At 30.0% G+C, this 26,767-nt stretch carries 29 protein-coding genes; 14 read left to right on the top strand and 15 right to left on the bottom strand.

The annotated features are described in order from the left end of the window. The first annotated feature begins 36 nt into the window (after positions 1 to 36). A complete protein-coding gene (locus J1D01_RS05975) occupies positions 37 to 1,302 on the top strand; it encodes a hypothetical protein (RefSeq protein ID WP_421150160.1) in 1,266 nt (421 codons plus the stop codon). A 120-nt stretch (positions 1,303 to 1,422) separates the two neighbouring features. Then, positions 1,423 to 2,010, top strand: a complete 588-nt coding sequence (locus J1D01_RS05970) for a YceI family protein (protein WP_372935447.1) — start codon at positions 1,423 to 1,425, stop codon at positions 2,008 to 2,010. A gap of 80 nt (positions 2,011 to 2,090) precedes the next feature. On the opposite strand, the gene J1D01_RS05965 is transcribed toward J1D01_RS05970, so the two are convergent. The 4 genes from J1D01_RS05965 to J1D01_RS05950 all read right to left on the bottom strand — a co-directional run bounded on the left by J1D01_RS05965 (position 2,091) and on the right by J1D01_RS05950 (position 5,629). After that, entirely contained in the window at positions 2,091 to 2,819 is a 729-nt protein-coding gene (locus tag J1D01_RS05965) for a head GIN domain-containing protein (RefSeq protein ID WP_421150159.1), read from the bottom strand. A 109-nt stretch (positions 2,820 to 2,928) separates the two neighbouring features. Next, positions 2,929 to 4,698: a PspC domain-containing protein gene (locus tag J1D01_RS05960; RefSeq protein ID WP_421150158.1), complete on the bottom strand. Its 1,770-nt coding sequence runs from the start codon at positions 4,696 to 4,698 to the stop codon at positions 2,929 to 2,931. After that, entirely contained in the window at positions 4,698 to 5,036 is a 339-nt protein-coding gene (locus J1D01_RS05955; RefSeq protein ID WP_372937160.1) for a PadR family transcriptional regulator, read from the bottom strand. Before J1D01_RS05955 ends, J1D01_RS05960 begins: the two co-directional genes overlap by 1 nt. A gap of 146 nt (positions 5,037 to 5,182) precedes the next feature. Beyond that, entirely contained in the window at positions 5,183 to 5,629 is a 447-nt protein-coding gene (locus J1D01_RS05950; protein WP_421150157.1) for a DUF4870 domain-containing protein, read from the bottom strand. Between the two features lie 158 nt (positions 5,630 to 5,787). Between J1D01_RS05950 and J1D01_RS05945 the strand changes: the two genes are divergently transcribed. The 7 genes from J1D01_RS05945 (at position 5,788) to J1D01_RS05915 (ending at position 10,905) form a co-directional block, all read left to right on the top strand. Continuing rightward, positions 5,788 to 6,243, top strand: coding sequence for a DUF4442 domain-containing protein (locus tag J1D01_RS05945; protein ID WP_421150156.1), 456 nt, complete (start codon positions 5,788 to 5,790; stop codon positions 6,241 to 6,243). 57 nt (positions 6,244 to 6,300) lie between these two features. Beyond that, the gene (locus J1D01_RS05940; RefSeq protein ID WP_372937163.1) at positions 6,301 to 7,101 is read left to right on the top strand and encodes a TIGR00266 family protein; all 801 of its coding nucleotides are present in this window, start codon (positions 6,301 to 6,303) and stop codon (positions 7,099 to 7,101) included. 133 nt (positions 7,102 to 7,234) lie between these two features. Further along, positions 7,235 to 7,432 (top strand): hypothetical protein, encoded by a 198-nt coding sequence (locus J1D01_RS05935; RefSeq protein ID WP_076699917.1) that lies wholly within the window; start codon positions 7,235 to 7,237, stop codon positions 7,430 to 7,432. Positions 7,433 to 7,587: 155 nt separating this feature from the next. Then, on the top strand, positions 7,588 to 7,902 hold the full coding sequence (locus J1D01_RS05930) for a hypothetical protein (RefSeq protein ID WP_421150155.1): 315 nt from the start codon (positions 7,588 to 7,590) through the stop codon (positions 7,900 to 7,902). A 124-nt stretch (positions 7,903 to 8,026) separates the two neighbouring features. Continuing rightward, positions 8,027 to 8,824 (top strand): MbnP family protein, encoded by a 798-nt coding sequence (locus J1D01_RS05925; protein ID WP_421150154.1) that lies wholly within the window; start codon positions 8,027 to 8,029, stop codon positions 8,822 to 8,824. A gap of 61 nt (positions 8,825 to 8,885) precedes the next feature. Next, positions 8,886 to 9,929: a cytochrome-c peroxidase gene (locus J1D01_RS05920; protein WP_421150153.1), complete on the top strand. Its 1,044-nt coding sequence runs from the start codon at positions 8,886 to 8,888 to the stop codon at positions 9,927 to 9,929. After that, a complete protein-coding gene (locus tag J1D01_RS05915) occupies positions 9,904 to 10,905 on the top strand; it encodes a hypothetical protein (protein WP_421150152.1) in 1,002 nt (333 codons plus the stop codon). The genes J1D01_RS05920 and J1D01_RS05915 overlap by 26 nt, the downstream gene beginning before the upstream one ends. A 48-nt stretch (positions 10,906 to 10,953) precedes the next feature. Here J1D01_RS05915 and J1D01_RS05910 read toward each other — a convergent pair whose 3' ends face one another. Continuing rightward, entirely contained in the window at positions 10,954 to 11,886 is a 933-nt protein-coding gene (locus J1D01_RS05910; RefSeq protein WP_372937168.1) for a hydrogen peroxide-inducible genes activator, read from the bottom strand. Positions 11,887 to 11,988: 102 nt separating this feature from the next. Between J1D01_RS05910 and J1D01_RS05905 the strand changes: the two genes are divergently transcribed. Next, a complete protein-coding gene (locus tag J1D01_RS05905; RefSeq protein WP_372937169.1) occupies positions 11,989 to 12,468 on the top strand; it encodes a Dps family protein in 480 nt (159 codons plus the stop codon). Positions 12,469 to 12,542: 74 nt separating this feature from the next. Here the strand turns inward: J1D01_RS05905 and J1D01_RS05900 are convergent, their stop codons facing one another. From J1D01_RS05900 to J1D01_RS05890, 3 genes are all read right to left on the bottom strand, one after another. Then, on the bottom strand, positions 12,543 to 13,256 hold the full coding sequence (locus J1D01_RS05900) for a LytR/AlgR family response regulator transcription factor (RefSeq protein WP_372937170.1): 714 nt from the start codon (positions 13,254 to 13,256) through the stop codon (positions 12,543 to 12,545). Beyond that, positions 13,253 to 14,053, bottom strand: coding sequence for a sensor histidine kinase (locus J1D01_RS05895; RefSeq protein WP_372937171.1), 801 nt, complete (start codon positions 14,051 to 14,053; stop codon positions 13,253 to 13,255). Before J1D01_RS05895 ends, J1D01_RS05900 begins: the two co-directional genes overlap by 4 nt. A 409-nt stretch (positions 14,054 to 14,462) precedes the next feature. Further along, positions 14,463 to 15,446: a Kelch repeat-containing protein gene (locus tag J1D01_RS05890; protein ID WP_421150151.1), complete on the bottom strand. Its 984-nt coding sequence runs from the start codon at positions 15,444 to 15,446 to the stop codon at positions 14,463 to 14,465. A gap of 262 nt (positions 15,447 to 15,708) precedes the next feature. Between J1D01_RS05890 and J1D01_RS05885 the strand changes: the two genes are divergently transcribed. Continuing rightward, the gene (locus J1D01_RS05885; RefSeq protein ID WP_372937507.1) at positions 15,709 to 17,034 is read left to right on the top strand and encodes a DUF4270 family protein; all 1,326 of its coding nucleotides are present in this window, start codon (positions 15,709 to 15,711) and stop codon (positions 17,032 to 17,034) included. Positions 17,035 to 17,044: 10 nt separating this feature from the next. Next, positions 17,045 to 18,277, top strand: a complete 1,233-nt coding sequence (locus J1D01_RS05880; RefSeq protein WP_421150150.1) for an OmpP1/FadL family transporter — start codon at positions 17,045 to 17,047, stop codon at positions 18,275 to 18,277. Between the two features lie 4 nt (positions 18,278 to 18,281). Here J1D01_RS05880 and J1D01_RS05875 read toward each other — a convergent pair whose 3' ends face one another. The 6 genes from J1D01_RS05875 to J1D01_RS05850 form a co-directional block, all read right to left on the bottom strand. Then, entirely contained in the window at positions 18,282 to 19,613 is a 1,332-nt protein-coding gene (locus tag J1D01_RS05875) for a DUF58 domain-containing protein (protein ID WP_421150149.1), read from the bottom strand. 72 nt (positions 19,614 to 19,685) lie between these two features. Then, the gene (locus J1D01_RS05870) at positions 19,686 to 20,759 is read right to left on the bottom strand and encodes an AAA family ATPase (protein ID WP_421150148.1); all 1,074 of its coding nucleotides are present in this window, start codon (positions 20,757 to 20,759) and stop codon (positions 19,686 to 19,688) included. A 3-nt stretch (positions 20,760 to 20,762) separates the two neighbouring features. Further along, a complete protein-coding gene (locus J1D01_RS05865) occupies positions 20,763 to 21,959 on the bottom strand; it encodes a DUF4350 domain-containing protein (protein WP_421150147.1) in 1,197 nt (398 codons plus the stop codon). After that, positions 21,956 to 22,702, bottom strand: a complete 747-nt coding sequence (locus J1D01_RS05860) for a DUF4129 domain-containing protein (protein ID WP_421150146.1) — start codon at positions 22,700 to 22,702, stop codon at positions 21,956 to 21,958. Before J1D01_RS05860 ends, J1D01_RS05865 begins: the two co-directional genes overlap by 4 nt. Then, on the bottom strand, positions 22,695 to 23,636 hold the full coding sequence (locus J1D01_RS05855; protein WP_421150145.1) for a hypothetical protein: 942 nt from the start codon (positions 23,634 to 23,636) through the stop codon (positions 22,695 to 22,697). The genes J1D01_RS05860 and J1D01_RS05855 overlap by 8 nt, the downstream gene beginning before the upstream one ends. Next, positions 23,623 to 24,600: a stage II sporulation protein M gene (locus J1D01_RS05850; protein WP_372937500.1), complete on the bottom strand. Its 978-nt coding sequence runs from the start codon at positions 24,598 to 24,600 to the stop codon at positions 23,623 to 23,625. Before J1D01_RS05850 ends, J1D01_RS05855 begins: the two co-directional genes overlap by 14 nt. 92 nt (positions 24,601 to 24,692) lie before the next feature. On the opposite strand from J1D01_RS05850, the gene J1D01_RS05845 reads away from it, so the two are divergent. Both J1D01_RS05845 and J1D01_RS05840 read left to right on the top strand, forming a co-directional pair. Next, a complete protein-coding gene (locus J1D01_RS05845) occupies positions 24,693 to 25,439 on the top strand; it encodes an RDD family protein (protein WP_421150144.1) in 747 nt (248 codons plus the stop codon). Continuing rightward, positions 25,439 to 26,041 (top strand): trimeric intracellular cation channel family protein, encoded by a 603-nt coding sequence (locus tag J1D01_RS05840; protein ID WP_372938292.1) that lies wholly within the window; start codon positions 25,439 to 25,441, stop codon positions 26,039 to 26,041. The genes J1D01_RS05845 and J1D01_RS05840 overlap by 1 nt, the downstream gene beginning before the upstream one ends. Here the strand turns inward: J1D01_RS05840 and J1D01_RS05835 are convergent, their stop codons facing one another. Then, positions 26,042 to 26,746: a peptidylprolyl isomerase gene (locus J1D01_RS05835; protein WP_372938293.1), complete on the bottom strand. Its 705-nt coding sequence runs from the start codon at positions 26,744 to 26,746 to the stop codon at positions 26,042 to 26,044. Between the last annotated feature and the right edge of the window lie 21 nt (positions 26,747 to 26,767).

Below are 26,767 nucleotides of genomic sequence, written 5' to 3'. Positions count from 1 at the left end.
AAAAATTAATTTAATAACAATCAAAAAAAGTAAATCATGGAGAATAATGTAAAAAAAGTAATGTTGTTAGGAGTCCTTTTAATAGGATTCATATTATCTGCGCAAAATAGAAATTTAGATAATTACAGACAACCAGACCAAAGAGGTATTAACGTTTTTGAACCTCAAAAGGATACCCTTACAACATTTGAAAGTTTAAAAGTAAGAACAGGTGGTTCTTTTGCACTTCAATTTCAGGCTTTAGATAATGAAAATGCCAGCGGAACATTAAAAGAAATAGGTAGTAATTTTAATTTAGCAACAGCTAATTTAGATTTTGATGTAGCGCTTTACGATGGTGTAAACATGCATTTAAGAACCTATTTGTCTTCAAGACACCATAACGAACCATATGTAAAAGGAGGTTATTTTCAAGTAGATAAATTAGACTTTATTCAGAAAGGTTTTTTAGAAGATTTTATGAAACATGTTACCATTAAAATTGGTCATATGGAAACCAATTATGGAGATGCTCATTTTAGAAGATCTGATAATGCTCAAGCTATTTACAATCCATTTATTGGAAACTTAATTATGGATTCTTTTACTACTGAAGTTGGAGCCGAAGTTTACTATAACACAGGTAATGGGTTCTTTGGAATGTTAGGATTTACCAATGGTAAATTAAATCAAAGTGTTGAAGAATCTGATGGAACTACAGGAGGTGCAGTATTTTTAGCAAAATTAGGATATGATAAACAAATTGAAGAAGACTTAAGAGTTAGATTAACAGGATCTGTTTATAATACAGGCTATTCTCAAAATGTATATTTATACGCTGCAGATAGAGCAGGATCTAGATATTATGATGTTTTACAAGATGTAGCAGCTACAAGTGATAATTTTAGATCAGGTCGTTTTAATCCAGCTTATGGTAATAAAATAACTGCAGTAATGATTAACCCATTTGTAAAATACGGTGGATTAGAAGTATTTGGTACTATTGAACTTACTTCAGGAAGAAGTTTAGCAGAAACAGATAGAAGAAATACAGAACAATTTGCAGGAGAAGCTATTTATAGATTTGGTTCTAATGAAAATATCTATATAGGAGGTCGTTACAATACTGTAAGCTCTGAATTAGCTAGTGGTGATGATGTTACCATTGATAGATTTCAGTTAGGAGCAGGTTGGTTTATGACAAAAAATGTTCTATTAAAAGCAGAATATGTAAATCAAGAATATTCAGACTATCCAACAGGAGACCTTTTAGAAGGTGCTTCTTTTGATGGTCTTATGTTAGAGGCTGTAATTAGTTTCTAAAAAACAAAATACAATAAACCTAAAGTGTATAGTTGTTAAATTTTAATTAAACATTATACCTTTAGGTTTTATTTTTTAACTTTAATACCCTTACTTAAGTTAAATTTAAAAATAGAGAACATGAAAAGAGTTTTGTTTTTTATTTCAATATTAATGGCATTGTCATTTACAAATAGTGATACCATTGCAAAAAGTACTGCTGTTATTGTAACACCAGAAAGTTCTGTTTTGGTTAGGGGAACTACTAATGTAAGTACATTTACGTGTGATTTTAATATCAATCAATTTAAAAATCCTATCAGTGTAGATTATTATATTGAAGGCAATAAAATGATATTTAATAAAACCGCTTTGGTTCTAGATGCTAATTGTTTTGATTGCGGCGGTAAGGCAATAAATAAAGATTTTAAAAAAGTATTAAAAGCAGATAAATACCCTAAAATTTCACTTTATATAAATGAAATTAGTGAAATTAATAGTATTTCAAGAGTTCAAGCATCAATAGATATTGAGCTTGCTGGAATTACAAAAAATCAAAATGTTTTAGTTAATATAAAAGAAGCTGAAGCAGATAATATTCTTATTACAGGAGATTTAAGATTAAATTTATCTGATTATAATTTAGAAGCTTTTAAAAAATTTATGGGATTGGTATATGTAAATGATGAAATTGATATTTATTTTCAATTAAATGTCAAAGAAAAGTAAGGTTAAGGTTAATAGTAAGTATTAAAAAAGGCTTCAATTTTGAAGCCTTTTTTTGGTTGATTGAATTAGTATATTGATTGTTATTGCTTTCTAATACTTCCAGAAGAACTGTTATTTTTGTTTACTATTTCGGGGTTTCCGTAATATTTTATATCTCCTCCACTAGTAGCATTTGCTGTAAGTTCTTTTGAAGTATTAACAGTAATATCTGCACCACTAGTAACTTCAACATGGCTAGATTTTGCTTCTAAATCTCTTGCGTTAATATCACTACCACTAGTGGCTTCAGCAATAAGTTTTTGGGTTTTTCCAGATAAACGCAGATCACTTCCGCTGGTAGATTTACAGTTTAAAACAGTAGTAATAACATCTAAACTCATATCACTTCCACTTGTAGTTTTTAATTCTAATTCTTCAGAAGAAATTGTATTTGTAGAATTTACATCACTACCACTAGTTGCACTAATAGCAGAAACATTTTTAAAACTTACATGAATTTTTTTAGCTTTAGCTTTACCAATGTTTTGTTTGGTGTGTATTTTTAAAACACCATCTTCAATATCAGTTAAAATAAGCTCATGTAAATTTTCATCAGCTTCAACAGTTACACCTTCTTCATTGCCTTGGGTTAAATACACATCTAAACCTTCACTAGCTTTAATGATAGAGAAGGATTTTGATACTTTTCTTTCTTTAGTTGCAACGTTTCCGTTGCCTTTAACTCCAGAGCCAAAGTTCATGTCAAAATTGCACGATGAAAGCATTAGGCTTAATACCGCAGCTACAATGATTTTAATTAATGTTGTCATGATTATTTGTTTTTTGATTGTGATTTGTTATTGGTGTGTCAAATATCTTTTTTTAAGGGTTAGATTTATAATTTAAGTTGCTGAATTGTATTTTTTTATTGCTGAATTGTTATTCGTCTTTAGATTTAATTTCAACCCCTTTTTTATCTACTTTTATGTTTACATCTTCTGCTTTAATTTCTATAGCCTCGTCATTTATTTTTATATCAGATGTGTTATCGTTAAGGTCGCTTTCTTCTTCTAAATTTTTCTCAACAGGACAATCTAAACATTCAATATCATCTTCAACTATTCTAAGTATATGATTAATGTTTTCAACTGAAACAATATTGTTACTACTCTTGTAATAACTTAAAAAAGACTTAGTATTCTTATTAAACTTAACGCTAGTTTGTTCAGGTAAATTTAAGATTATAGTGACTTCTTGATCACTAAATTTATTGTTAGCATGGGTAGATAAAAAGGCATCTAAAAACAAGGTGTTATCTTTTAAATTATAATTGTAGTTTATATTTTTAGCACGTTCTATGGCCTTGTCAAAATTACTACCATCAGCTGTTTTTTTAATGTGTATAGAGCCTAATGAGTCTGTGGTAGATCTTACTAGCACTTTTATATCAGAACTGTAAATTGTTTTTTCACCGTCTTCGTTTTTTGCAATTTTAAAATCGTTGTTGTTTCTGTTAAAATTATGTATTACGTCATTAGTAACCATTTTTACTTTTAGTGTATCATTGGCTCTAATATTTAAGGTGATTTTTTCAGTATAAGTTTCATCAAAAGCATGTTCACTAGCTTCTCTTATACCCACAACAACTAACGAAATAACAGCTATAAACCAAACACCTAATAGGGTGAACTTAGCTACATTTCCTATAGATTTTAAATTGTTTATTAAAATTTTTAAACCCAAATAAAACAAGAAGAAAAACGGAATGCCCACCGCAAAAAGCGTTAATAAAGATACTAGCCAAATAGGAGTGTTACTAGCACTAATAATACTTGCAAAATCACCTGGAATAGCATTTAAAACACCTACAGAAAAAAGTGCAATTATTAAAGAAATAAGAGTAAAGGCACCAATAATTATTAATAGAATGCCAATAAATTTTGCAAATATTTTAAAGAAGAACATAAATATTTCTCCAATAGTATCAAAAAAAGCGCTAGATGATGATTTTACCTTATTGGTTTGTTTTTTTATATCTACATTTTTAGCAGCCTTGGTTACGTTTTTAGCAGCTCCAGAGACACTGTCTGATACATTTTTAGCAACATCACTTACAGTTTCGGTAACGTTATCTAAACCGTCTTTAATTTTTTTTTCAATGTTACTAATGTTAACAGGTTCACCTGTCATCATTATTTTTTCGGCAGTAGTTTTGGCTTCAGGTACTAAAATCCATAGTATAATATAAAGTAATATACCAGTACCTAAACCAAAGAATAGTATAATCCAAGCTAAACGCACCCATAAAGCATCTATACCTAAGTAATGAGCTAAACCAGATGAAACACCACCTATGTAAGCATTATCGGTATCTCTAAATAGTTTTTTAGAAGCACTTGTTTTTTTAGTATAAGTGTTTTGTGGCTCATCTTCAAAAATCTCGTCATCAACCAAGTAATCTTCGGGTTGTCCCATAATGGCAATAACTTCATCTACTTCTTTAATTCTTATAACCTCTTTATGATTTTGTACACGTTCATTAAAAAGTTCTGCAATTCTAGCTTCAATATCAGCTATAATTTCAGAACGACCTTGAGAGTCTGTAAATGAACGTTTTATAGCCTCAAGATAGCGTTGTAATTTCAGGTAGGCATCTTCATCAATATGAAAAAAGATACCCGCTAAATTTATGTTGACTGTTTTATTCATTATTTTGTTGTTTTTTGGCTTGTTACAATATTTACGGCATTACTTAATTCATTCCAAGTAGTATCTAATTCTTTTAAAAATAATTTTCCGGTTTCAGTTAAACCATAGTACTTTCTTGGTGGCCCAGAGGTAGATTCTTCCCATCTATAACTCAAAAGGCCGGCATTCTTTAGTCGCGTTAGTAGCGGATAAATAGTTCCTTCAACTACCAGCAACTTAGCGTCTTTTAAGGTGTCTAAAATTTCTGCTACATACGCATCATTATCTTTCAACACAGAAAGTATGCAGAATTCTAATACGCCTTTACGCATTTGTGCTTTGGTGTTTTCTATCTTCATAGTATCATTCGTTTAATATTTTAAAACTGTTCATTTTTTGATTGATTATTTTGATGAAATTATTTTTCTTTTTTTAGCGTTACCCTATCGGGTCGGGCTTTTCGCGTTACACGGTAACTTGCTTCAATCCCTAACGCGCTCACTCATTACTTTAAAAAATTTATAGTAAATGGGTAATTGTAATACGCACCATCTCTGGCTTTTAAACTGGCAATAACAATAAATACCAGTTCAAGTATAAATGCTAATACGGCAAAAGCGCCCAAAAACCCACCAATGTAAAGTAAAGGAGAGGGCTTGCCAATATTTATATGAAAATCATGAAACCCATGAAAATCTATAAAATCTATACCACTAAATAGTTTAAAAATAAAAAGCGGAATAGTTAATGTACCAATAATAATAGCATATAATAAAATGCTCATTTGAAAATTTATAGCTTGTTTACCATGCTTGTCAATAAACTCAGATTTATCTTTATTAAGTACCCAAAGTATAGCAGGCCCAATAAAATTTCCTAACGGTATTATAAACCTGCTAAAGGTTGATAAATGTATAAACGTAGCAATGTTTTTTTGATGATTAGTTAACATGATTTTTTATGGATTGATAAAACATATAATAGTTTCTTATGCAAATATATGTCTAAAAACAGGTACTTTGTTACGCATAGTACTAAAAATTAACATAAATTTAACATTTTAATTCTCTGTTTAAATTCATAACTTAGTGAAAAATAAATAGGTAAAAAATGACATTAACTCCCAGAAAACTAAATGCTTTCAGTATGTTTAAATTACCCGCGGCTTATATATGTGGGGTAAGAGTAAAACATTTAGATGAAAAAAAATGTATGGTTTCGGTAAAGCATCGTTGGATTAACCAGAACCCTTTTAAATCTATGTTTTGGGCAGTACAAGGTATGGCAGCAGAACTTTCAACAGCCGCTATAATGATTGGAAAAATTCAAGAAACAGGAAAAAAAATTTCTATGTTAGTTATTTCTAACCAAGCTAAATACACTAAGAAAGCAACCGGAAGAATAAATTTTACCTGTAACCAAGGAGAACTTATAAATGAAACTTTAAATAAAGCCATAAAAACAGGAGAAGGGCAAACTATTTGGTTAGAATCTGTAGGAATAAATGAAGAAGGTGTTGCTGTTTCAACCTTTAAGTTTGAGTGGAGTGTAAAAGTAAAGTCTTGATTTTGTAACAAAACCCAAAACAAGTCAACAAATAAACAAATCAAACAAAAACAAAAAATGACAGCACACGAAATTGATTATACAATCTACGGTGAAGAAATGCAATACGTAGAAATAGAATTAGACCCACAAGAAGGGGTAGTAGCAGAGGCAGGAAGCTTTATGATGATGGATGAAGGCATTAAAATGGAAACTATTTTTGGAGATGGTTCTCAAAAAGATTCTGGATTTTTAGGAAAAATACTAGGGGCAGGTAAACGAATTTTAACAGGAGAAAGCTTGTTTATGACAGCCTTTTACAATGAAATCATAGGGAAACGCAAAGTATCATTTGCATCACCCTATCCAGGGAAAATTATCCCAATAGATTTAACCCAATTTGGTGGAAAATTTATCTGCCAAAAAGATGCCTTTTTATGTGCCGCTAAAGGTGTAAGTGTGGGTATAGAATTTTCAAAAAAATTGGGGCGTGGCCTTTTTGGAGGCGAAGGCTTTATTATGCAAAAATTAGAAGGTGATGGTATGGCGTTTGTACATGCAGGTGGTACCATGGCTAAAAAAGAATTATTATCTGGTGAAACCTTAAAAGTTGATACGGGGTGTATAGTAGGTTTTGATCAAACTGTAGATTATGATATTGAGTTTGTAGGAGGAATTAAAAACACCATTTTTGGGGGAGAAGGCTTGTTTTTTGCAACACTTAAAGGGCCAGGAACAGTTTACGTACAATCACTGCCTTTTAGTAGGTTGGCAGGTAGAGTTTTAGCATCTGCACCAAGAAGCGGAGGTAAAGATAAAGGTGAAGGAAGTATACTTGGAGGTCTGGGAGATTTACTAGATGGAGATAATAGGTTTTAAATGTTAAATTTAGGCTAAATTAAATTTTAAAAACAAATTTTTATTAAATTTATACCACAACAAAATAAAATTTAAAAGCCTATATTACAAATCTACATTTACTAATTTAAAAACCTAAAACCCTAAAATAACTATGGCGAGAGCAATGTTAGAGTATACTAAAACTATACTTAAAAAAGTTAGTTTTGACGCTACGTTGTTTTGCAAAGAAGTACAAAAAGCAGTAACAAGATTACTGCCGTCTGAGATTGAAGAGCTTAAAATTTTTATCCATTCTCTTGTACAGCAAAACCCAGAATTGAATCAATGTTTAATTTATTTAAAACCATAAAAAAAAGCAACCTACAGGTTGCTTTTTTTATTTAAGTTATTTTTTTGTAATGCACTTGCAAAGTTATTTATATTTGCAGCTAGATTTTGAAAAAGCTATTTCTTTTCATATTACTAGTTGCTTTTTTAGTAAAGCCTGTATATAATTTATGTTATTTGACATATTACCAAATAAATATAGATTATATAACAGATGTGTTTTGCGTTAATAAAGATAAGGTAGAAATGGCTTGTAATGGTAAGTGTCATTTAGCAAAACAATTACAAGCAACCGAAAATACTACAAAAGAAGGAAAAGCGGTACTATCATTATTAGATGTGTTTTTGGTGGTTTTTTATCAAGCTACAGACAATTTTAACCTTCCAAATGCTTCAGAATTCATAAATAAAGATATCCCAAATAGTTACAAAATAATGTATAAATATAATTTTCAATCATTTCAATTTAAACCACCACGGTTTGTTGCTTAATTTTCTATACGCAATAAGGTAAGTACATACTACCTTACCAACTTAAAATTACTATTTAATCAAATAAAGGAAAACTGTAGTAAGCATATACTATGGCAATGCTTAGCTACATAAAAAACAAAAAATGAAAATTATAAAATTTACATTTGCGCTTTTATTATGCGCAGTTATATCGTCATGTTCTTCAAATGATGACGATGTAGAAGATTTAACAGGTCAAACAGGAACTTTAATATTAAAATTTGATAACGGGGTAGGAGATCAAGATTTTATTTTTGGAACTACTTATGATAAATCAAACAACGAATCATATAAACTAGAAACCCTAAAGTATATAATAAGTAACGTTAGTTTAAAAGATGCAGAAGGCAATACATATAGCTATCCAGCTGAAAAAAATATTTTCATTGTAGATGAAGCTAATGGAAATAATGCAGGAGAAATATATGTAACATTAGAAGATGTTGATGCAGCTAATTATACTGAAATTACTTTTGGAATTGGTGTAGACCAAGAAAGATACCAACTAGGAGCTGAAGGGCAAGGAGATTTTTTAGAAGAAGCACAAGAAGCGGGTATGTTATGGGCTTGGGCTACAGGCTATAGATTTATACGTTTAGATGGAACTTATTCTACCGATACCGTTACAGATGAAGGTTTAGCAATTCATATGGGTAGTGTAGGCACTACTTTAGATAATTATAAAGAAGTTACATTAACATTACCAAATACGGTATTAGTCCGTGAAGATGCTAGTCCGCAAATACATATAGTCGCAGATATAGCAAAGATTTTTGATGGAGAAACTTCAGTAAACTTCTCTGATGGGTATAACCAAGTTCATACTAGTGCAGAAACAACACCAGTTATAGCAAATAACGTAAAGGGTATTTTCTCTGTACATCATGTGCATAATGACTAAAATTTATTGGGCTAAGATTAGGAAGTGATTAAACATCACTTCCTAATTATTCCGTAAAAAAATGAGAAAAATTTTTATAATAGTAGTTTTTGTTCAGGTCTTAATGGTGTCTTGTTCTAAAGAAGAAAGTGGTTATGAACCCAAACCTTTAAGTTTAGAAATACCGTCAAATTTTCCAGAAATCGTATATGATTTAGAAAATAATCCTTTAACAGAAGAAGGTGTTGCTTTAGGAAAAGCTTTGTTTTATGAAGGGAAACTATCTGCAAATAATGCTATACCTTGTGCTTTTTGCCATGAACAGGCATTTGCTTTTACCCATCATGGTCATACATTAAGCCATGGTGTAAACGGAGGGATAGGATTTCGTAATACGCCACCTATTCAAAATATGGCATTTCAGAAAGAGTTTATGTGGGATGGTGCAGCTACTCATTTAGATCTTCAACCCATAATTCCGCTTACAAGTGAGATAGAAATGGGTGAAACATTATCAAATGTTATAGATAAACTCAAAGCAGATACTTATTATAAACAACAATTTAGTAAAGCTTTTGAAGACGGTGAAATAAATTCATCAAACATGCTAAAAGCGCTATCTCAGTTTATGATTACTATGGTTTCGGGTAATTCTAAGTATGACAAGTATATTAGAAATGAAGATGGTATAACATTAACACAAGAAGAACTAAACGGTTTAGAAATTTTTCAAAATAAATGTGCTTCTTGTCATGCTACCGATTTTTTTTCTGACCAATCTTATAGAAATACAGGTTTACCAATAAACCCAAAACTGAATGATAAAGGACGTTACGTGATTTTTGAAAATCAAGACGATTTATACAAGTTTAAAGTACCTAGTTTAAGAAATATAGAAGTAACAGCACCTTATATGCACGACGGAAGATTTTCGACATTAGAAGCCGTTTTAGATTTTTACGATTCAGGAATGGTTGATAATGGTAATGTAGAAGAATCATTAAAACGAGAAGATGGTTCTTTTGGCATTACACTTTCAACAAGCGAAAAAGAAAGCCTTATTGCTTTTTTAAAAACATTAACAGATAACGAATTTTTAAATGATGAAAGATTTTCTGAGTATTAATAAAAAGGGGCTGATAACAATGTTATTTGCATTAATTTTAGCTAAATCTAATGCTTGCGAACATCAGCCATGTTTACATGAACCACTAACAAATTTTGGGGTTTTGTGTGATTTGTGTAGTTGCTCTACTAGTAGCGGCAGCATGGGGTTTGGTACATTAAACAATTCTAATTTTATTGGGTTTCGTTATATTTATCAAACATTCGAGTCTCAAAATGGTGTTTTTCAAAATTCACCAAAAAGTAAAGAAATCTTTAATACCTACCAACTTTGGGCTCAAATTCCTGTAAAAAATAATTTTTATTTAAGCGTTAATTTACCGTATCAAGATTTAAACCGAACATTAAATCAAACAACAGAGAATATTAATGGTATTGGAGATGCTAATATAATTGCATGGTATAAATTACCACTTTTAAAAAAGAAAGAAAGTGGAGAGACTGTAGATTATAACACTACAGACCAAACTACAGGGCATTCATTGTTATTTGGTTTAGGAGTAAAATTACCAACAGGAAAGTTTGAAGAACTTTTAGCAGATAATATTAATCCCGGATTTCAAGTAGGTACTGGTAGTTTTGATGGTATTATATCTACAGGTTATAGTTATTCAGGCAAAAAAATAGGAGTAAACACCCTACTATCATATTATTTAAAGGGTGAAAATAAAAACGAATATAAGTTTGGAGATCAAATAAGTTTTTCTGCTAATGTTTACACAGTTGTTAATGCCAAAAAAGTAAATTTTATGCCTTTTGTAGGTGTTTCGGGAGATACATACAACAAAATAACTCAATATGGTGAAACATTAAATGATACTAATGGTAATATAATTAACACTTCATTAGGTGCTGAAGTAAATATTAAAACCTTTGTTTTTGGGGTTAATTTTACAAAACCAATACACCAAGATTTATTTGGAGGAAATGTAAAGTCTAAAAACAGGCTAACCTTATATTTAAATTATAGCTTATAAAAATGGACTGCTTAACAACTAAACTTTAAGATGTTAAGCAGCTATTTTTTATTTAGGTAGAGGGCTAATTATTTTTACATCCTGAAAAGCTATAGCACCTCTTACTATTCCTGCTATTACATCTTGTAGAGCCTCTATAATTTGCATTTTTAGTTCGCTTTTGTGGTAAATTATACTTACTTCTCTAGCTGGAGAAGGCTCGTTAAAGTAGTGCAAATGGTCTTTTTCTTTAATGTCTAAAGTATGTAGATAAGGAAGTAGGGTCATACCTAAACCTTCATCAGAGAGTTTAATGAGAGTTTCAATACTACCACTTTCTAATTGAAATTTATCATCAGAGTTATTTTTAAAAACCTTACATAAATTAATAACACCATCTCTAAAACAGTGTCCATCTTCAAGTAAAAGCATATCATCAACTTCTAAATCACTGCTGTCTATTTTTTGTTTACCGTACAATCTATGATTTTTAGGTATGTAACCAACAAAAGGTTCAAAATAAAGTACACGTTCTTTAATGTTTTCATCTTCTAAAGGGGTGGCAGCAATAGCAGCATCTAAATGTCCGTCTTTAATTCTAGCAATAATATCTTCGGTGGTTAATTCTTCAATTTTCAGTTTTACTTTAGGGTGTTTTTTAATAAAAGTTTTTAAAAACATAGGTAACAGTGTGGGCATTATGGTTGGAATAATTCCTAATTTAAACTCACCCCCTATAAAACCTTTTTGCTGGTCTACAATATCTTGTATTCTATAAGATTCATTAACAATATTTCTAGCTTGTATAACTATTTTTTTTCCAACTTCAGTTAATTCAATTGGCTTTTTACTGCGGTCAAAAATTTGAACATTAAGTTGGTCTTCTAACTTTTGAATTTGCATACTTAATGTTGGCTGAGTTACATAACATTTTTCGGCTGCTTTTGTAAAGTTTTGATGCTCGGCAACAGCCAAAACATAATATAGTTGTGTAATTGTCATTCTTATCAATTTAGGTTATAAAAATATAAAAACAATCAATAAAAATTATGATAAAAAGATGTAATTATAGGTTAAATTTGTAATAAATAAAAATTATAAGACATGACTTTAAATAGTATAGGATTAGACAGTGCAGAAACAAAGGATTTAGCCAACGATTTAAATCAATTGTTAGCCAATTTTCAGATTTATTATCAAAACCTTAGAGGTATTCATTGGAATATAAAAGGGAAAAGTTTTTTTAATTTACATGAAAAGTTTGAAGAGCTTTATACAGATGCTAATACGAAAGTAGATGAAATAGCAGAGCGTATTTTAACCTTAGGAGAAACGCCATTGCATACTTTTGAAGATTATTCTGCGGCAGCAAAAGTACCTGTTGGAAAGAATGTTTCTGAAGATGTAAAAGCAGTAAGATTAATTGTTAATTCTTTAGCAGAATTACTTAAAATAGAAAGAGATATACTAGAAAAAGCAGGAGATATTAATGATGAGGGAACTAATAGTATGATGAGCGATTTTATTACAGAACAAGAAAAAACTGTTTGGATGATGAAAGCGTGGTTAAGTGAAGAGGTTTAATTAGGTTTATTAGTAGTAAAAAGCCCTTTAATGATTAATTCATTAAAGGGCTTTTTATTTTTATAAAGAAAAAATTAGTAATCTATTTTCTTAATAAAGTCGTTTTTATAACTAATCCCAATAGGTATGCGTTTGTCATCAATAATTATTCTGTTGCGCTGTACAGAATGGATATGGTTAATAGATACTATAAAAGATTTATGCACCCTAATAAAGTTTTTTTGACCAAGCTTTTCTTCAAACTTTTTTAAACTGTTTAGTGTTAAAATAGGTTTTTTATTGCCTGTATAAATTTTAACGTAGTCTTTTAATCCTTCAATGTATTTTATCTCATTAACATTAACTTTTAAATTCTCGTATTCAGATTTAACAAAAATAAACTCAGGCTCTGTACTAGGTTTTTCAACGGTTATAGTGGTAGTTTCTGGTTTTTCGGTAATTACATTTAAAGCTCTAGTTGCTGCTTTTAAAAATCTATGAAACGGAATGGGTTTAACAAGATAATCAATAGCATTAAGGTTAAAACCTTCTACAGCATAATGAGAATATGCCGTTGTAAAAATAAAGTGAGGTTTATACTCAAGTGATTTAATAATGTCAATTCCAGAAAAATTAGGCATTTCAATATCTGTAAAAATCAAATCAATCTTTTGTTGATGTAAAATATTTGTGGCTTCAAACCCATTTGAGCAGGAGGCTATTAACTCTAAAAATGATATTTTAGAAATAAAATCTTCTAATAAATCTAATGCTAAAGGCTCATCATCAATTATAATACAAGTTATCATAGTTTTTTTAGTTTTAGCATTAAATTTACCTCATAACTATTTTTTTCATCTTTTATATTAATAGTATGCTGGTTTGGGTACAGCAATTTCAGTCTATTTTTAATGTTTTCCAAACCTATACCAGAATTTTCGTTTTTTGGTTGTTGGTGAGATACAGAGTTGTAAACATAAAGTTTTAAAAGTTCATCTTCAACATGGATTTTAATTATAATATTGGTTTTGCCTTTAAAGTCTGTTCCGTATTTAAAAGCATTTTCTATAAAAGATATTAGAAGCAAAGGCTCTATACTATAGTTTAAATTACCATGAACATTTACTTTTACATTGCTAGAGTCTTTTAAACGAAGGAGTTGCAGCGAAATATAATTTTTTATGTATTCAATTTCTTTTTCTAACGGAACCAATTCTTTATTAGCTTCATAAATCATATAGCGCATTAAATCTGATAAAATAACAATAGCATTTGTGGTGTCTTTAGATTGTTTATGGGCTAAAGAATAAATACTGTTAAGTGAATTAAATAAAAAGTGGGGGTTAAGCTGCGCTTTTAAAAATGAGAGTTCAGAGTTTACTTTTTCAGATTCTATTAAAACTCGTTTTTTTTCAGATTTAAACCACTCTGTACCTAATTTTACACTGGTACTTATAGCAAAAACTAAAAGTAATAAACCGCCAGAAGGGAAAAAACCTCTAAAATTTAGTAAAAAAGGATGTGGTTTTTTGGGAGGCATTCCATTTTCTTGCATGCCGAAATCACCTGGAGGTCTAAAATTAGGTCTAGGTAATGTTTCTTGCATAATGAATAAGAAGAAAAGGCTAAAAGCAATTATTACTAAAAAAAAGAGTGGAACCTTTTTGTTTAATAGTAAGTACGGAACAAAAAGACTATAGTTTAAATAGAAAGCAGTTATTAACAATAATGTTCGTACAATGAAATCTGATGGGATATGGCCAATTTTTAAATAAATTTGGGAAATGCTAGTTACCAAAAAAAATATCCATACTAGAATATGGATAATTACAGGAGGTATTTTTCTATTAGTTTTCAATGTTAAAATTTATTCAAAAATATAGTAAATCATTATTATAAAAGTATTTAATAGTAGTTATTCTTTTTGAGAAAATAAGGCTGAATAAAGATATTTACAAGAAATACTTTAATTCAGCCTTATTTTAAACAAACCAAACTATCTATTAATCAAATAATTAATCATCTTCGTCTTCTAATTCATCAGGTCTAAATTCCCAAACATCATCAAAGTAATAGCTACTACTTCTTCCCATTAAAACAAACACTTTAGAATCGAACGTGAAACCAGAAGCATCTTGTCTTGCTGTGCCTTCAAAATCTGGTACTTCTTCCCAAGAATCATCTGTAGGATCATATTCCCAACAAGCAGTAGTTAAGGCACCACTTAAGCCAGTTGCAAAATAACCTTTACCATTTAAAGAAAAGCCAACACTGCTACTAAAGGTTATTGTTTCGTCTAAATCGTCATCATCTAAATCTGTTAACTGTGTCCAAGTAGTGCCATCAAACGAATAGAAATCGTATTCTGCAGCCCCATCATTAGAACCAGTCCCTATATAGGCAACATCGTTTATTACAAACACGGAAGCATTTTGGCGTTTTTCACCTCCAAAACCTACTATTTGTTCCCATGTGTCTGTAGTGGCATCATATTTATAAAAATCTTTTTGTTCACTACCATCATAACCAGTACCAATGTATCCATAGCCATTAACAGCAAACCCAATAGCACCATACCTTGCAGTACCTATAAAATCTGACTTTTGTGTCCATTCATTGGTGTCTGGATCATATTCCCAAAAGTCATTAAGTTCATCGCTACCGTCATAACCAGTACCTATATATCCTTTTCCGTTTAAAGCAAAACCAACGGCTCCACTACGAGCTACACCAGGAAAATCTGCTTTTCTAACCCAATAATCTTCTTCTGAATTATACTCCCAAGTATCTGATAAGTAATCATCCCCATCATAACCAGTTATTAAATATCCTTTAGTACCTATTGTAAAACTAACAGCATTTCCTCTAGAATCTCCATCAAAAGTAGAGCTCTCTACCCAGTTTCCATATTCATCATCATCGTCGTCAGAACTACATCCAACAGAAAATATTGATAGGACTGTTAAGCATAAAATGGTATTCTTTTTTAATAAATTCATATGGTTTTGTTTATTTTTTAATAATTTCTTTGCTAAATATTGGGCAAATTTAGAAGCTACTAGTTTTAAAAACATTACAAAATAGACCAATGAGTAGTTTTTGTCTATATTATACTTATTTGAATCTACGAAAGTCTTAATTAATTGAATATTAGAATTTTAACAAAAATTTTACATACTCGTCTATAAAAAACAATAGTTAGTCTATTTTTAGCAGGTAATTGTTTTAACTACCAATAGTTTTGCTCTTTAAAAAAGTGAAATGAAGATATTTTTTATTGGTACTATAATTATGGTTTTTATGTTTTCATGTAGTGATGACATAAAAAGTTATCCTGTAGGTAGTGATTTTATAGACAATGATGTTAACTTAAAAGTACTAGATACATTTACCATTAACGCAGGTACCTTTAAGTTAGATTCTATAATTACATCTAGTACCAGCCGTATTTTATTAGGAAGTGTAAAAGATGACTATTTTGGCAACTTAACAGCACAATCGTATTTTCAAGTAGTGAATTCTGATTTTTCTATAAGCTCAGATGCAGTTTATGATTCTATTGGTTTAGTTTTAAATTATGATAATTACTATTACGGAGATACTACCCGTGTGCAAACTTATAAGGTACATAGGTTGCAAGAATATTTTGAACCACAAGACGATGGTGATGAGTTTTATAATGTGTCTAAACTAGAGTATGATGAAGAACCTCTAGGAGAGTTTACATTTAGTCCTAGGCCTACTAGTACTTCAGATTCAATATATATACCTCTAGATAAAGATTTAGGCGAAGAGATTTTTAATAAAATAAGAGATAATGATATTAATAATAGTGATGATTTTCTTCAGTATTTCTATGGTTTAACTGTAATACCAGATACACTTGTAGATAGCAATGTATTAGGGTTTACTTATACTTCCAGTTCAGACATAGATAATAATTCTGGTATGAGAATATTTTATACAGAAGATTATGACGATACTAGTGAGGATAATGATCAAGTAATAAATTTCTATATACCATCATCAGATAAGCATTTTAATGCCATAAATAGTAATTTAAGCGGTACTGTTATTGAAAATCTTGATGACCAAGAAACTACTATTGATAGTTATGATACAGATCAATTAATTTTTTCGCAAGGAGGTATAGGTGTTTCAGCTAGAATAGAAATGCCTACTCTAAAATATTTAAAAACATTATCTGATGAAAGTACTAGCTTAAGCGCAGAATTAACCTTTGCTCCTCTTTTAAATAGTTATGATGAAACAAGACCTTTACAAGACTCTCTAGCGGTTTATATTGTTGATAATAAAAACAGAATTGTAAGTCAGCTTACAGATGTTGATGCTAATACAAGTTATGCTATATTAAATCAAGATAACGATGAGTTTAATGAAAGCACTTATTACAGCATAGACATGAGTGGCTTTGTTAATACTATTTTTAACTCTGAAACAGATTTAAACTACGCTATAATGATACAATTTATAGACTACAATAAAACTGTTGATAGTGTTATAATTGATGATCTTGACGAAGATAAAAACAATATAAAACTAAGTGTTACATACTTAGAATATTAAATAATTTTAAATGAAGAAAATACAATTTTTTCTATTCTTTATAGCAACGGTATCATGTTTTTCTCAAAATGATACAAGCACACCGTATTCTTTGTTTGGTTTGGGTATAGAAAACAAAACAGCTACAGGAGGCTTAACAGGATTAGGTAATACCGGAATAGCACAAAATAATGAAGGTGAAATAAACTTATTTAATCCAGCAACTTTAGGTAATATAAAATTAAAAACGTTCTTATATGAGTTTGGTTTAAATGGTATGTACTCTACAATTAAAACCCATGATGTAAGTGAAAATACTTATGATTATAACATATCTCATGTGGTTATGGCTTTTCCTATAAAGAAAAATTTAGGAATGAGTTTTGGTTTGTTGCCTTACACAAAAGTAGGTTATGATATTGATATAGACGGTACAACAGAAGGCTCTAATGAAGCATATTTAACTAGAATTACAGGTTCTGGAGGTTTAAATAAAGTTTACGTAGCAGGTGGGTATACTTTATTTGATAAACTTTCTTTAGGAGTAGACTTGTCTTACCTTTTTGGCTCTATTAACCAGGAAACTAATGTATATTATGACTATTATGTTAATATAACAGATGAAAATTATTATAGAGGAATGAAGCTAAAAGCAGGTTTGCAATATAATGTGTTTAAATCTGAAAATAAAGAAATTACAGTAGGTACTGTAGTAGAATTGCCAACTAATTTAAAAGGTAGCCAAGAAAGAAATTCTTATAAAACATCTTCAAATGGAACATCTACTGTTTTAGATACAGATGAAGAAAATGATCTTGATGATTTTGAGCTTCCGTTATCTTTTGGGGTAGGTTTAACAACCAAGCTAAACGCATCATTAACAACAAGTTTTGATTATAAAAAATTGTTTTGGGATGACACCGACCAATTACAAAATAACGAACGTTATACAAACCAAGATATTTATGCCTTTGGAGCAGAGTATTCACCATTAAATAAAAACAGCTATTTAGGAAATGTTAAATATAGATTTGGTTTAAATTATAATACAGGATTTTTAAACATTTCAGACCAAAAAATTGATAGTTATTTCGCATCAATTGGGTTGGGGTTACCTTTGTCTAACAGAGCTAGGTTAAATGTAGCTTATTCCTATGGAAGGGAAGGAACTATTCAAGATAATTTGGTTCAAGAAAACTACCATAAAATCACTTTAAACTTAAGTTTTATAGGAAACTGGTTTAATAAAAGAAAGTACCAGTAGTATATTAAAGCAGTCCTCTAGCTTTTATTTCTAAATACTTATTAATAGTATCAATGGTTAGGTTTTCTGGTGTAGTAAGAATAGAATAAATACCATATTTTTTTAATTCGTTTACAATTAAGCGTTTTTCAAAAGCAAATTTTTCGGCAATTACTTTGTCATAAGCTTGTTGAACAGTTTCTGCCCTATTGTGTATTAAGTTATTTAGTTCTGTATTTTTAAAGAATATAACCACCAGTAAATGACTTTTAGCAATACCTTTTAAATATGGGAGTTGGCGGTGTAAACCATCTAAAGTTTCAAAATTTGTATAAAGTAAAATTAAACTGCGTTGAGTGATATTTCGTTTTATATCGGCATATAATCTACCAAAATCACTTTCAAAATAATCGGTATTTACATTGTAAAGTCCTTCTAAAATTAAATTCATTTGAGAAGACCTACGTTCTGCAACCACTCTGTTTTCTACCTTTTTAGAGAACGAAAAAATACCAGCTTTATCTTGTTTTTTTAAGGCTACGTTTGATATAACTAAAGCGGCATTTATAGCATAATCTAAAAGCGATAAACCATCAAAAGGCATTTTCATAACCCTCCCTTTGTCTATAACCGAATAAATAGGTTGTGATTTTTCATCTTGATATTGGTTTACCATTAACTGGTTTTTCTTAGCTGTGGCTTTCCAATTTATGGTACGTAAGTCATCGCCCAAAACATATTCTTTAATTTGTTCAAACTCCATAGTATGTCCCAATTTTCGTACTTTTTTAATACCATATTGGTTGAGGTTGTTACTAATGGCTAACAAATTATATTTACGTAATTGAATAAAACTAGGGTAGGTTGGTACCATTTCGCCATCATTGAAGCTAAACCTTCTAGATATTAAACCAAAAACAGAGGAAACATAAATGTTTAGTTTTCCAAAGTGATATTCGCCACGTTCGGTGGGTCTTAATTCATATTGTAATTCAGTAATACTAGAAGGGGTAAGTTTTCGGTCTATTTTAAAATTTCTAACTTGAAATTGTACGGGAATTTCATCTATAACTCTAATGTAAATAGGAAACGTGTAAAAGTTTTCAATACTTAAATAAATAGGATTTTGGTCTCCGTTCGATAATTTTTCGGGTAAAATTCTTATGCCTTTAATTCCTCTTTTTGTAGCAAAAAGAATTAAAGTATCCAGACATGTTAAGGCTACTAAAACTAACAGCAATAACCGTACAGTATTAAACCATACAGGAAATACAAAACTGATGATAAATAAAATTATGATACCTATACAGGCATAAAAGAAGCGGTTTTGTATGTAAAATGGTTTAAGACGTTTCACTAATCTTGTTAAAAGTTAAAAGTTAAAAGTTAAAAGTTAAAAGTTAAAAGTTAAAAGTTAAAAGTTAAAAGTTTATCTAGGAATTTCTACAGCTTCAATAATTTGTTTTATAATTTGTTTGGTGGTTACGCCTTCCATTTCGCGTTCTGGTGTAACTATTACTCTATGTTGTAACACAGGAATAGCGGCTTGTTTAATGTCTTCTGGTGTAACAAAATCTCTACCATTCATGGCGGCAAAAGCTTTACTGGCTTTTAAAATGGCAATAGAGGCTCTTGGTGAGGCGCCTAAATATAAAAACGGATTGCTTCTGGTGTTTACAATAATATCTGCAATGTATTTTACTAAATGAGATTCTATAATGACTTTATTTACTAAATTTTGGAATTTACCAATTTGTTCTTTTGATAAATGTGCGGTTATTTTTTCGGTTTTTGTGGTTCCTTTTAAAGATTGTTCTCTATTTATAATTTCAATTTCTTCATCTAAATTAGGGTAATCAATATCTATTTTAAATAAGAACCTGTCTAATTGAGCTTCTGGTAATCGGTAAGTGCCTTCTTGTTCTACTGGGTTTTGGGTAGCTAAAACTATAAAGGGTAAATCCATTGTGTATTTATTACCATCAATAGTAATTTGGCGTTCTTCCATAACTTCAAAAAGGGCAGCTTGTGCTTTGGCAGGTGCTCTGTTAATCTCATCAATAAGAATCATGTTAGAAAAAATGGGGCCTTGTTTAAATTCAAATTCTGAAGATTTTATATTAAACACAGAAGTTCCTAAAATATCACTAGGCATTAAATCTGGCGTGAACTGAATTCTACTAAAATCAATATCTAAAGATTTAGCCAATAGTTTAGCTGAAATGGTTTTAGCAACTCCCGGAACGCCTTCAATTAATGAGTGACCATTAGCTAAAATAGAAGCTATTAGTAAATCTATCATACTTTTTTGACCAACAATTACTTTGCCTATTTCGTTTTTAATAAGAGCAATGCCTTCTTGTAATTCGGTTAAATCAATCCGGTTTTTAAAATTTAAACTATCATCTGTTTGGGTTTCATTTTCAGAAAGCGTTTGTTCAAATTCTTGCTGTTCGTTTTTAGGCTCTAAAGCGTCTTCATTTGGGTTCTCTAAATGCTCCATAATTTATTTGGTATAAAAATCTTCAATTGCTTTGTTTAGTTTAAGTAAATCTGCCTCTGTGCAGTTACTTTTGGCTTTTAAATTTAAAATAAGCGTTATTAAAAGCTGTATGTCTTTCTTGTTTTTATTTGCTTTTAAACTCAGGTTTTTTACAAATTTATCGTCTAATAATTCTGTATCAACAAAAAACGTTCGTCTTAAATATTCTAAAAAATACGTTATTTTTTTCTCAATTATTGTATTGTGGTCTTTGGTTTCGTAATATAAATTACCTATGGTTTTGGTAAATGCCACTGTTGAATTTTCAAGAGGTTTAATAATTTTCACAATACGCTGTCTGCGTTTGGCATTAAAAATCATAAATAACACTAAGGTTGCTAGGGCAAGCCACCACGCGTTTCTTAAAGCTGGTTTGCTTAGTATAAAGCGTAAAGGCGATCTGCTTAAATTAGCATCTACTTTATTAGGTGAATCAAAATGAATGGTTTCATCATTTAAATACGATAATACAGCAGAAGCATATTTTTTATTGTCTTTTTTTAATAAATGGTAATTTGTAAAAACTATTGGTTGTAAGTGTAAAAAGAGATTGCCTAAACCGTGTTGTATTTTTATATAATTAATTCTGTTAATGGTATCAAATTTTTGATACCCTAAAACAGTAGTTCTTGATGAGTCTAATTCTGCAAAATAATAGTTGCTTAAACCTTTTTCAATAGTAATAGAATCTTTTTTAAGAATGGGGTTTGTAAAGCTTAGTTCTGCTTTTCCTTTAAAATTATATTGATTTTTAATGTCTATTGAAAGGGAGTCTAAAATTTTACTTGGTGGATAATTTGACGAAATAAAAATATCATTTCCGTGTGATGCATAGTCTAATATTTCTTGTGCCGAAACATCATCAACTTCTGCATAATTATCAATAAGCATGTAGGTGCCACTGGTGTTGTAAAGGCTATCTTCCCAACTATAAAAACCATCAAAATACTCGTAAGGGGTTACTTTTATATTTTTAATCTCGCTATTAGGAAATAGGTTTTCTAATTGGTCATATAAAATAAATGTACCATAAGGTCTTTTGTGTAACTCATTGTAAGTGGGGGTCCAATTTATAGGTTTTGGTTTAGAAAAATCAATAATAATAACTACCACAAAAAGTAGTATTAATAAACCAATATATATTTTTAATGTTTTGTTCATGCTTTTACAGATTTTAAAAATTTAGTAAATGCATGTTTGGCTTGGTTAAATTCTGTAGGGGTTACATTAAACTCGCCATACCAAATGTAATTGTATAAATAAGAGGTGTATGCAAACTCTTTTTTTATCTGGTTTTGAGAAATTTCGTTTTGATAATCGCTATTTGTTTTTTCAACATCATATTCAATAATTTCGGCTTGGGTTAGTTGTTTTAAAAGCCATAAATAATAATACCGAATAGCTAAACGGTAATTGTTTTCTTTTTCGGCATTTTCTATAAGTTTTTTAAAATTTGTAGTGTGAATGTTGTTTTCAATATCGGTTACTGGTATAATTTTTTTGTCTGAAGATTTACCAAATACCCAAGAGCCTTCTTTATTCATTATGGCTTTAAAAATGAAGTAAATTACCAAAAGAAAAATGATAACTCCAGCAATTTTAATAGCTATATCTGTAGCTTTTGAGGCTTGTCCTTCATTAGTGATGTTAAACAAATCTTTTAAAAAATCGCTTAGCCATTGTTTAAAACGAGTCCACCAGCCAGAACTTTCAATAGTACGCTCATAAATATAGTCTTCACCAGTGTAAATTTCATTTAAGTCATCAAAATTGCGAGGCGATATTTGGGTTGAGGTATCAACTTTTAAACTATCGCTAGCTACAAAAGCATTATTATAGGTTTTAGGATAGCATAAAAAACCAACAGCTAGAAAAATAATATGTAACCAAAGTTTTTTACTCACCAGATCCTATTTGGTCTATAATATCTTTTGTGTTAATGTTTTCTTTGTCTTCTTTTAAACTATAAAAAACAATACCTTGATTAAGTTGTACTATAATACCTAAAACAGCACTTACAAGGAATGATAAAAAGAACACAAGCATCATAACAATCATCATAGTAGATCCTAATTCCTCATCGGTTGGTCCTCCCTGTTCTATAGTGGTTAAAAAGCTTGCCATACCAAAAAAATACGGAATTAATGATACCACATTTTGGGCTATATAACTCATTAGGTAAAAAAGCCCTACACTACCAATGGCAGCCCAAAATTTTGAAGTAATTAAACTCCAAGAGTATCCAAAACAATCCCAAATACCTTTTTTGTCTTCTAAATATTCCATTAAAGTCATAGTAAAAAACAGCATAAAACCACCTACTAATAAAGGTAATGCCAGAAAGCCAATAATGGTTATCATTAAGGCAAAAGCGCCTATTAAAAATAAAATTAACATTGGTATAGCCAAAATAAAACAGCAAACTAAATAGATAACAAGTTTACCAATATTGTTTTTGTAGAGTGTAACAATATCATTAGTAGAAAAGTTTTTTTCACCTTTTTCTTCGTAGAGTTTTAGGTAAATGGGCACGTAAGCATAAGAAACAATGCCAGATACTAAAGCTACAATTACAAAAATTAGTAAAAACAATATGAATAAACCTAAATTCTCATTCATATAATCATCTATAGCAGTAGTACTTTGTCCTCCTACCAAACCGCCAAAAACAACATCGGTATAAAATTTGGTGAAAAAATATCCCATTACAATTAGTATTAATAAGAAAATACCGTTAACTATAAAGTAATGTTTAAAAAAATGTTTACCGCTTTGTTTTAGAAAGGCAAAGGTGTCTTGAAAAAATTCACTAAAACCTCTAGACTTATATAATTGCATGTTTGTTTTTTAATTTTTTATGTAAAATGAATGGGTATATTAAATAGTAAAATGAAATAATACTAAGGGTTATTAAAATTATACCAACCGATAACCAATTGGGCATTATGTTAGAGTAACGAGTAACATAACCTTCTAATATGCCAGCAGCAATAGTAAACGGAAAGGTGCTAATAAGTATTTTAACCCCATCTTTAACGCCCATTTTAAATGATGTCATTCTAGAATAGGTTTTAGGAAATAAAATACTGGCTCCTAACATAAAACCAGCGGCAGCTTCAATAATTATAGCAAAAATTTCCATAGCGCCATGAATCCAGATACCACGAACACTTTCCCAAAGTACACCATGCTTATAAAACATATATTGAAAAGCTCCTAGCATAATGCCGTTGTTTAAAACATAATATCCTGTTCCTAAACCACCAAAAACTCCAAAAATAAATGAACTAATACCAACATACAGATTGTTTAAAGTAATACCAAAAGCGCTACCCCAATTACTTCCACTTTTATAAACCGCAACAGGGTCTCCTTTTTCAATGTTTTCTAAAGTCATGTTTACATAATGATCTCCAAGAATAAGACGAACAAAAGAATCATCAAAAGCAGCCGATAGTGCTCCAATAGCAACAAAACTTAAAAAAACAAGAAAAGCATAGAGCACATAGCGCCTGTATTGATAGACAATTAGCGGTACTTCAATTTTCCAGAAATGAACAAACCGGTTGGTGTCTTGTCGTTTGGTTTTATAAATTTTTTGAAAGGCCTTAGCAGCTAAATTATTTAAATAAAGAACGGTTTTACTTTTAGGGTAGTAAGTTTGTGCGTAAGAAAGATCATTTACTAAATGAATGTAAAGTGAAGCTAGTTCGTCTGGATTCTTTAGGGTCTTTCCAAAAATGGCTTTTTCAAAGTTTAGCCATTTTTCTTTATTCTGTTTAATAAAGGCTACTTCTCTCATGCAAAACCAAAACTAAACAAAATTTTATTAAATGAGCTTTATATCTTACAATTATTTACAATAGATTTGTAAGAATAAAAGAGGCCTAATACATGGTAGAATTACAAATAAATACAACTCAAAATGTAAATATTAATTTTACAGCTGCTAGTGTTGGCGAACGTATTTTAGCCTATATAATAGATTGGATTATTAAAATAGCCTACATCATTGTAACCTACCAACTTATTTTTAATTGGTTTAAGATAGATGAATTGGTTAGAGATATGGATAATTGGTCTCAAGCAGCTATTTATGTATCTTTTTATTTACCTGTTATTTTTTATACCTTAATTTTTGAAAGTATTTTAGACGGGCAAACCCCTGGTAAGCGCATCTTAAAAATTCAAGTAGTTAAAATTGATGGCTACCAAGCTTCATTAGCAGATTTTGTAATTCGCTGGTTTTTTAGAATTGTAGATTTAAACATAATGAGCGGAGTGGTAGCGCTTATAGCTATTATTATGAGCGATAAAAACCAGCGTTTAGGCGATATGACTGCAGGTACATCGGTTATAGCATTAAAGAATAAAGTTAATATTAGCCATACCATTTTAGAAGATTTAAAAGAAGATTATGTACCAACTTACCCTAATGTAATTAAGTTATCTGATAACGATGCACGCATTATAAAAGATACTTTTATAAGAGCAAAAGATTCAAAAGATTACCCAACGCTAATTAAACTTAGAAAGAAAATAATTGAAGTAGTTGAAATTAAAGAAGTTCTTCAAAAAACAGATGTTGAGTTTATTGATGTAATTTTAAAAGATTATAACTACTATACACAAAATATGTAATGTTCTACACTATAGATATATTGGGAACCATTGCGTTTGCTATCTCAGGAGTTTTGGTAGCATTCAATAAAAAAATGGACTTGTTTGGGGTTCTTATCATAGCTTTTGTTACAGCAGTTGGCGGAGGCACTCTAAGAGATTTACTTATAGGTAATACACCCGTTGGCTGGATGAAGGATATGACCTATACGTATGTAATTATCACATCGGCAGTTTTTGCTATTATTTTTAGAAGTAAAATAAATTATTTAAGAACATCGCTGTTTTTGTTTGATACTATAGGTATTGGGTTATATACGGTTGTGGGTATAGAAAAGGGTATACAGGCAGAGTTACACCCCATAATTTGTATTGCTTTAGGAACCATGACAGCTAGCTTTGGGGGCGTAATTAGAGATATTTTATGTAATGAAATTCCTGTTATTTTCCGTAAAGAAATTTATGCAACTGCATGTATTGTAGGAGGTATTATTTATTTTTTATTAAATCAATTTCCTATTCAAGAAAATGTTGTGTTTTTAGTAGCTGGTTTTGTTGTAATAGCTATTAGGTTATTGGCGGTAAAGTTTAATATTATGCTACCTAATATTTATAAAGATTAATTACTCAATAATTTCTACTTTTCTTATATATACATTTTTCATAGGCCATTCGCCATCATCAGTATCAACTGCTGCAATTTTATCAACTACATCCATACCTTTTATTACTTTTCCAAAAACAGTATAATCACCATCTAAATGATAAGCACCACCTTTTTGTTGTACAATAAAAAACTCATAAGGCGATGCTAATTTGTGTGGGTTTTTAATTTCACTACTAGGCATAGAAACTACCCCTCTATGGTGTTTAAAGCCTCTTTTAGTATCTGGTGGTAATAAATATTTACCAATATAAGCACGTTTTTTAGGGGTTAATTTATCATCTCCATTGCCTCCTTGAATAATAAAGTTTGGTACTACACGGTAAAATTGGGTGCCATCAAAATATTTTTGTTTGGTTAAAAAAATAAAGTTAGAACGATGAAATCTTGTTTCATTAAACAATAAAATATCAATATTTCCATAATCAGTAAAAATGCGTACTTTATTTTCTTTATGTATTTCATTGTAGTTTAAGAAAAACTCCATAGCATTTTTTGAGTTAAGCTTAGGAAACTCCCGTTCTGGCTTGTTTACAGAATCTTTAGCAATTTTGTTTTTTACAGTTTCGGTTTCAGTTAGTTTTTCAATGTTTTTCTTTTTAGTTTTTTTATCTTCACAATTAAGTAAAAGCATACAAAGGCTAAAAAACAATACGTAGCGCATATTATATGGATTATTATAAAT

It is taken from the genome of Seonamhaeicola sp. NFXS20 (assembly GCF_049132085.1).
GTDB lineage: Bacteria > Bacteroidota > Bacteroidia > Flavobacteriales > Flavobacteriaceae > Seonamhaeicola.
The sequence above is the reverse complement of the archived record's forward strand: the minus strand, read 5'-3'. Positions and strand labels throughout refer to the sequence as shown.

Excerpts from the sequence above, each read along its gene's own strand:
- J1D01_RS05965 (WP_421150159.1), bottom strand. The coding sequence starts at position 2,819 with ATGACAACATTAATTAAAATCATTGTAGCTGCGGTATTAAGCCTAATG.
- J1D01_RS05925 (WP_421150154.1), top strand. The coding sequence starts at position 8,027 with ATGAAAATTATAAAATTTACATTTGCGCTTTTATTATGCGCAGTTATA.
- J1D01_RS05850 (WP_372937500.1), bottom strand. The coding sequence starts at position 24,600 with ATGAGAGAAGTAGCCTTTATTAAACAGAATAAAGAAAAATGGCTAAAC.
- J1D01_RS05955 (WP_372937160.1), bottom strand. The coding sequence starts at position 5,036 with ATGAAGATAGAAAACACCAAAGCACAAATGCGTAAAGGCGTATTAGAA.
- J1D01_RS05870 (WP_421150148.1), bottom strand. The coding sequence starts at position 20,759 with ATGGAGCATTTAGAGAACCCAAATGAAGACGCTTTAGAGCCTAAAAAC.
- J1D01_RS05895 (WP_372937171.1), bottom strand. The coding sequence starts at position 14,053 with ATGCAAGAAACATTACCTAGACCTAATTTTAGACCTCCAGGTGATTTC.
- J1D01_RS05865 (WP_421150147.1), bottom strand. The coding sequence starts at position 21,959 with ATGAACAAAACATTAAAAATATATATTGGTTTATTAATACTACTTTTT.
- J1D01_RS05915 (WP_421150152.1), top strand. The coding sequence starts at position 9,904 with ATGATGAAAGATTTTCTGAGTATTAATAAAAAGGGGCTGATAACAATG.
- J1D01_RS05845 (WP_421150144.1), top strand. The coding sequence starts at position 24,693 with ATGGTAGAATTACAAATAAATACAACTCAAAATGTAAATATTAATTTT.
- J1D01_RS05840 (WP_372938292.1), top strand. The coding sequence starts at position 25,439 with ATGTTCTACACTATAGATATATTGGGAACCATTGCGTTTGCTATCTCA.
- J1D01_RS05940 (WP_372937163.1), top strand. The coding sequence starts at position 6,301 with ATGACAGCACACGAAATTGATTATACAATCTACGGTGAAGAAATGCAA.
- J1D01_RS05950 (WP_421150157.1), bottom strand. The coding sequence starts at position 5,629 with ATGTTAACTAATCATCAAAAAAACATTGCTACGTTTATACATTTATCA.
- J1D01_RS05920 (WP_421150153.1), top strand. The coding sequence starts at position 8,886 with ATGAGAAAAATTTTTATAATAGTAGTTTTTGTTCAGGTCTTAATGGTG.
- J1D01_RS05880 (WP_421150150.1), top strand. The coding sequence starts at position 17,045 with ATGAAGAAAATACAATTTTTTCTATTCTTTATAGCAACGGTATCATGT.
- J1D01_RS05970 (WP_372935447.1), top strand. The coding sequence starts at position 1,423 with ATGAAAAGAGTTTTGTTTTTTATTTCAATATTAATGGCATTGTCATTT.
- J1D01_RS05855 (WP_421150145.1), bottom strand. The coding sequence starts at position 23,636 with ATGCAATTATATAAGTCTAGAGGTTTTAGTGAATTTTTTCAAGACACC.
- J1D01_RS05935 (WP_076699917.1), top strand. The coding sequence starts at position 7,235 with ATGGCGAGAGCAATGTTAGAGTATACTAAAACTATACTTAAAAAAGTT.
- J1D01_RS05890 (WP_421150151.1), bottom strand. The coding sequence starts at position 15,446 with ATGAATTTATTAAAAAAGAATACCATTTTATGCTTAACAGTCCTATCA.
- J1D01_RS05945 (WP_421150156.1), top strand. The coding sequence starts at position 5,788 with ATGACATTAACTCCCAGAAAACTAAATGCTTTCAGTATGTTTAAATTA.
- J1D01_RS05975 (WP_421150160.1), top strand. The coding sequence starts at position 37 with ATGGAGAATAATGTAAAAAAAGTAATGTTGTTAGGAGTCCTTTTAATA.
- J1D01_RS05900 (WP_372937170.1), bottom strand. The coding sequence starts at position 13,256 with ATGATAACTTGTATTATAATTGATGATGAGCCTTTAGCATTAGATTTA.
- J1D01_RS05835 (WP_372938293.1), bottom strand. The coding sequence starts at position 26,746 with ATGCGCTACGTATTGTTTTTTAGCCTTTGTATGCTTTTACTTAATTGT.
- J1D01_RS05885 (WP_372937507.1), top strand. The coding sequence starts at position 15,709 with ATGAAGATATTTTTTATTGGTACTATAATTATGGTTTTTATGTTTTCA.
- J1D01_RS05910 (WP_372937168.1), bottom strand. The coding sequence starts at position 11,886 with ATGACAATTACACAACTATATTATGTTTTGGCTGTTGCCGAGCATCAA.
- J1D01_RS05960 (WP_421150158.1), bottom strand. The coding sequence starts at position 4,698 with ATGAATAAAACAGTCAACATAAATTTAGCGGGTATCTTTTTTCATATT.
- J1D01_RS05905 (WP_372937169.1), top strand. The coding sequence starts at position 11,989 with ATGACTTTAAATAGTATAGGATTAGACAGTGCAGAAACAAAGGATTTA.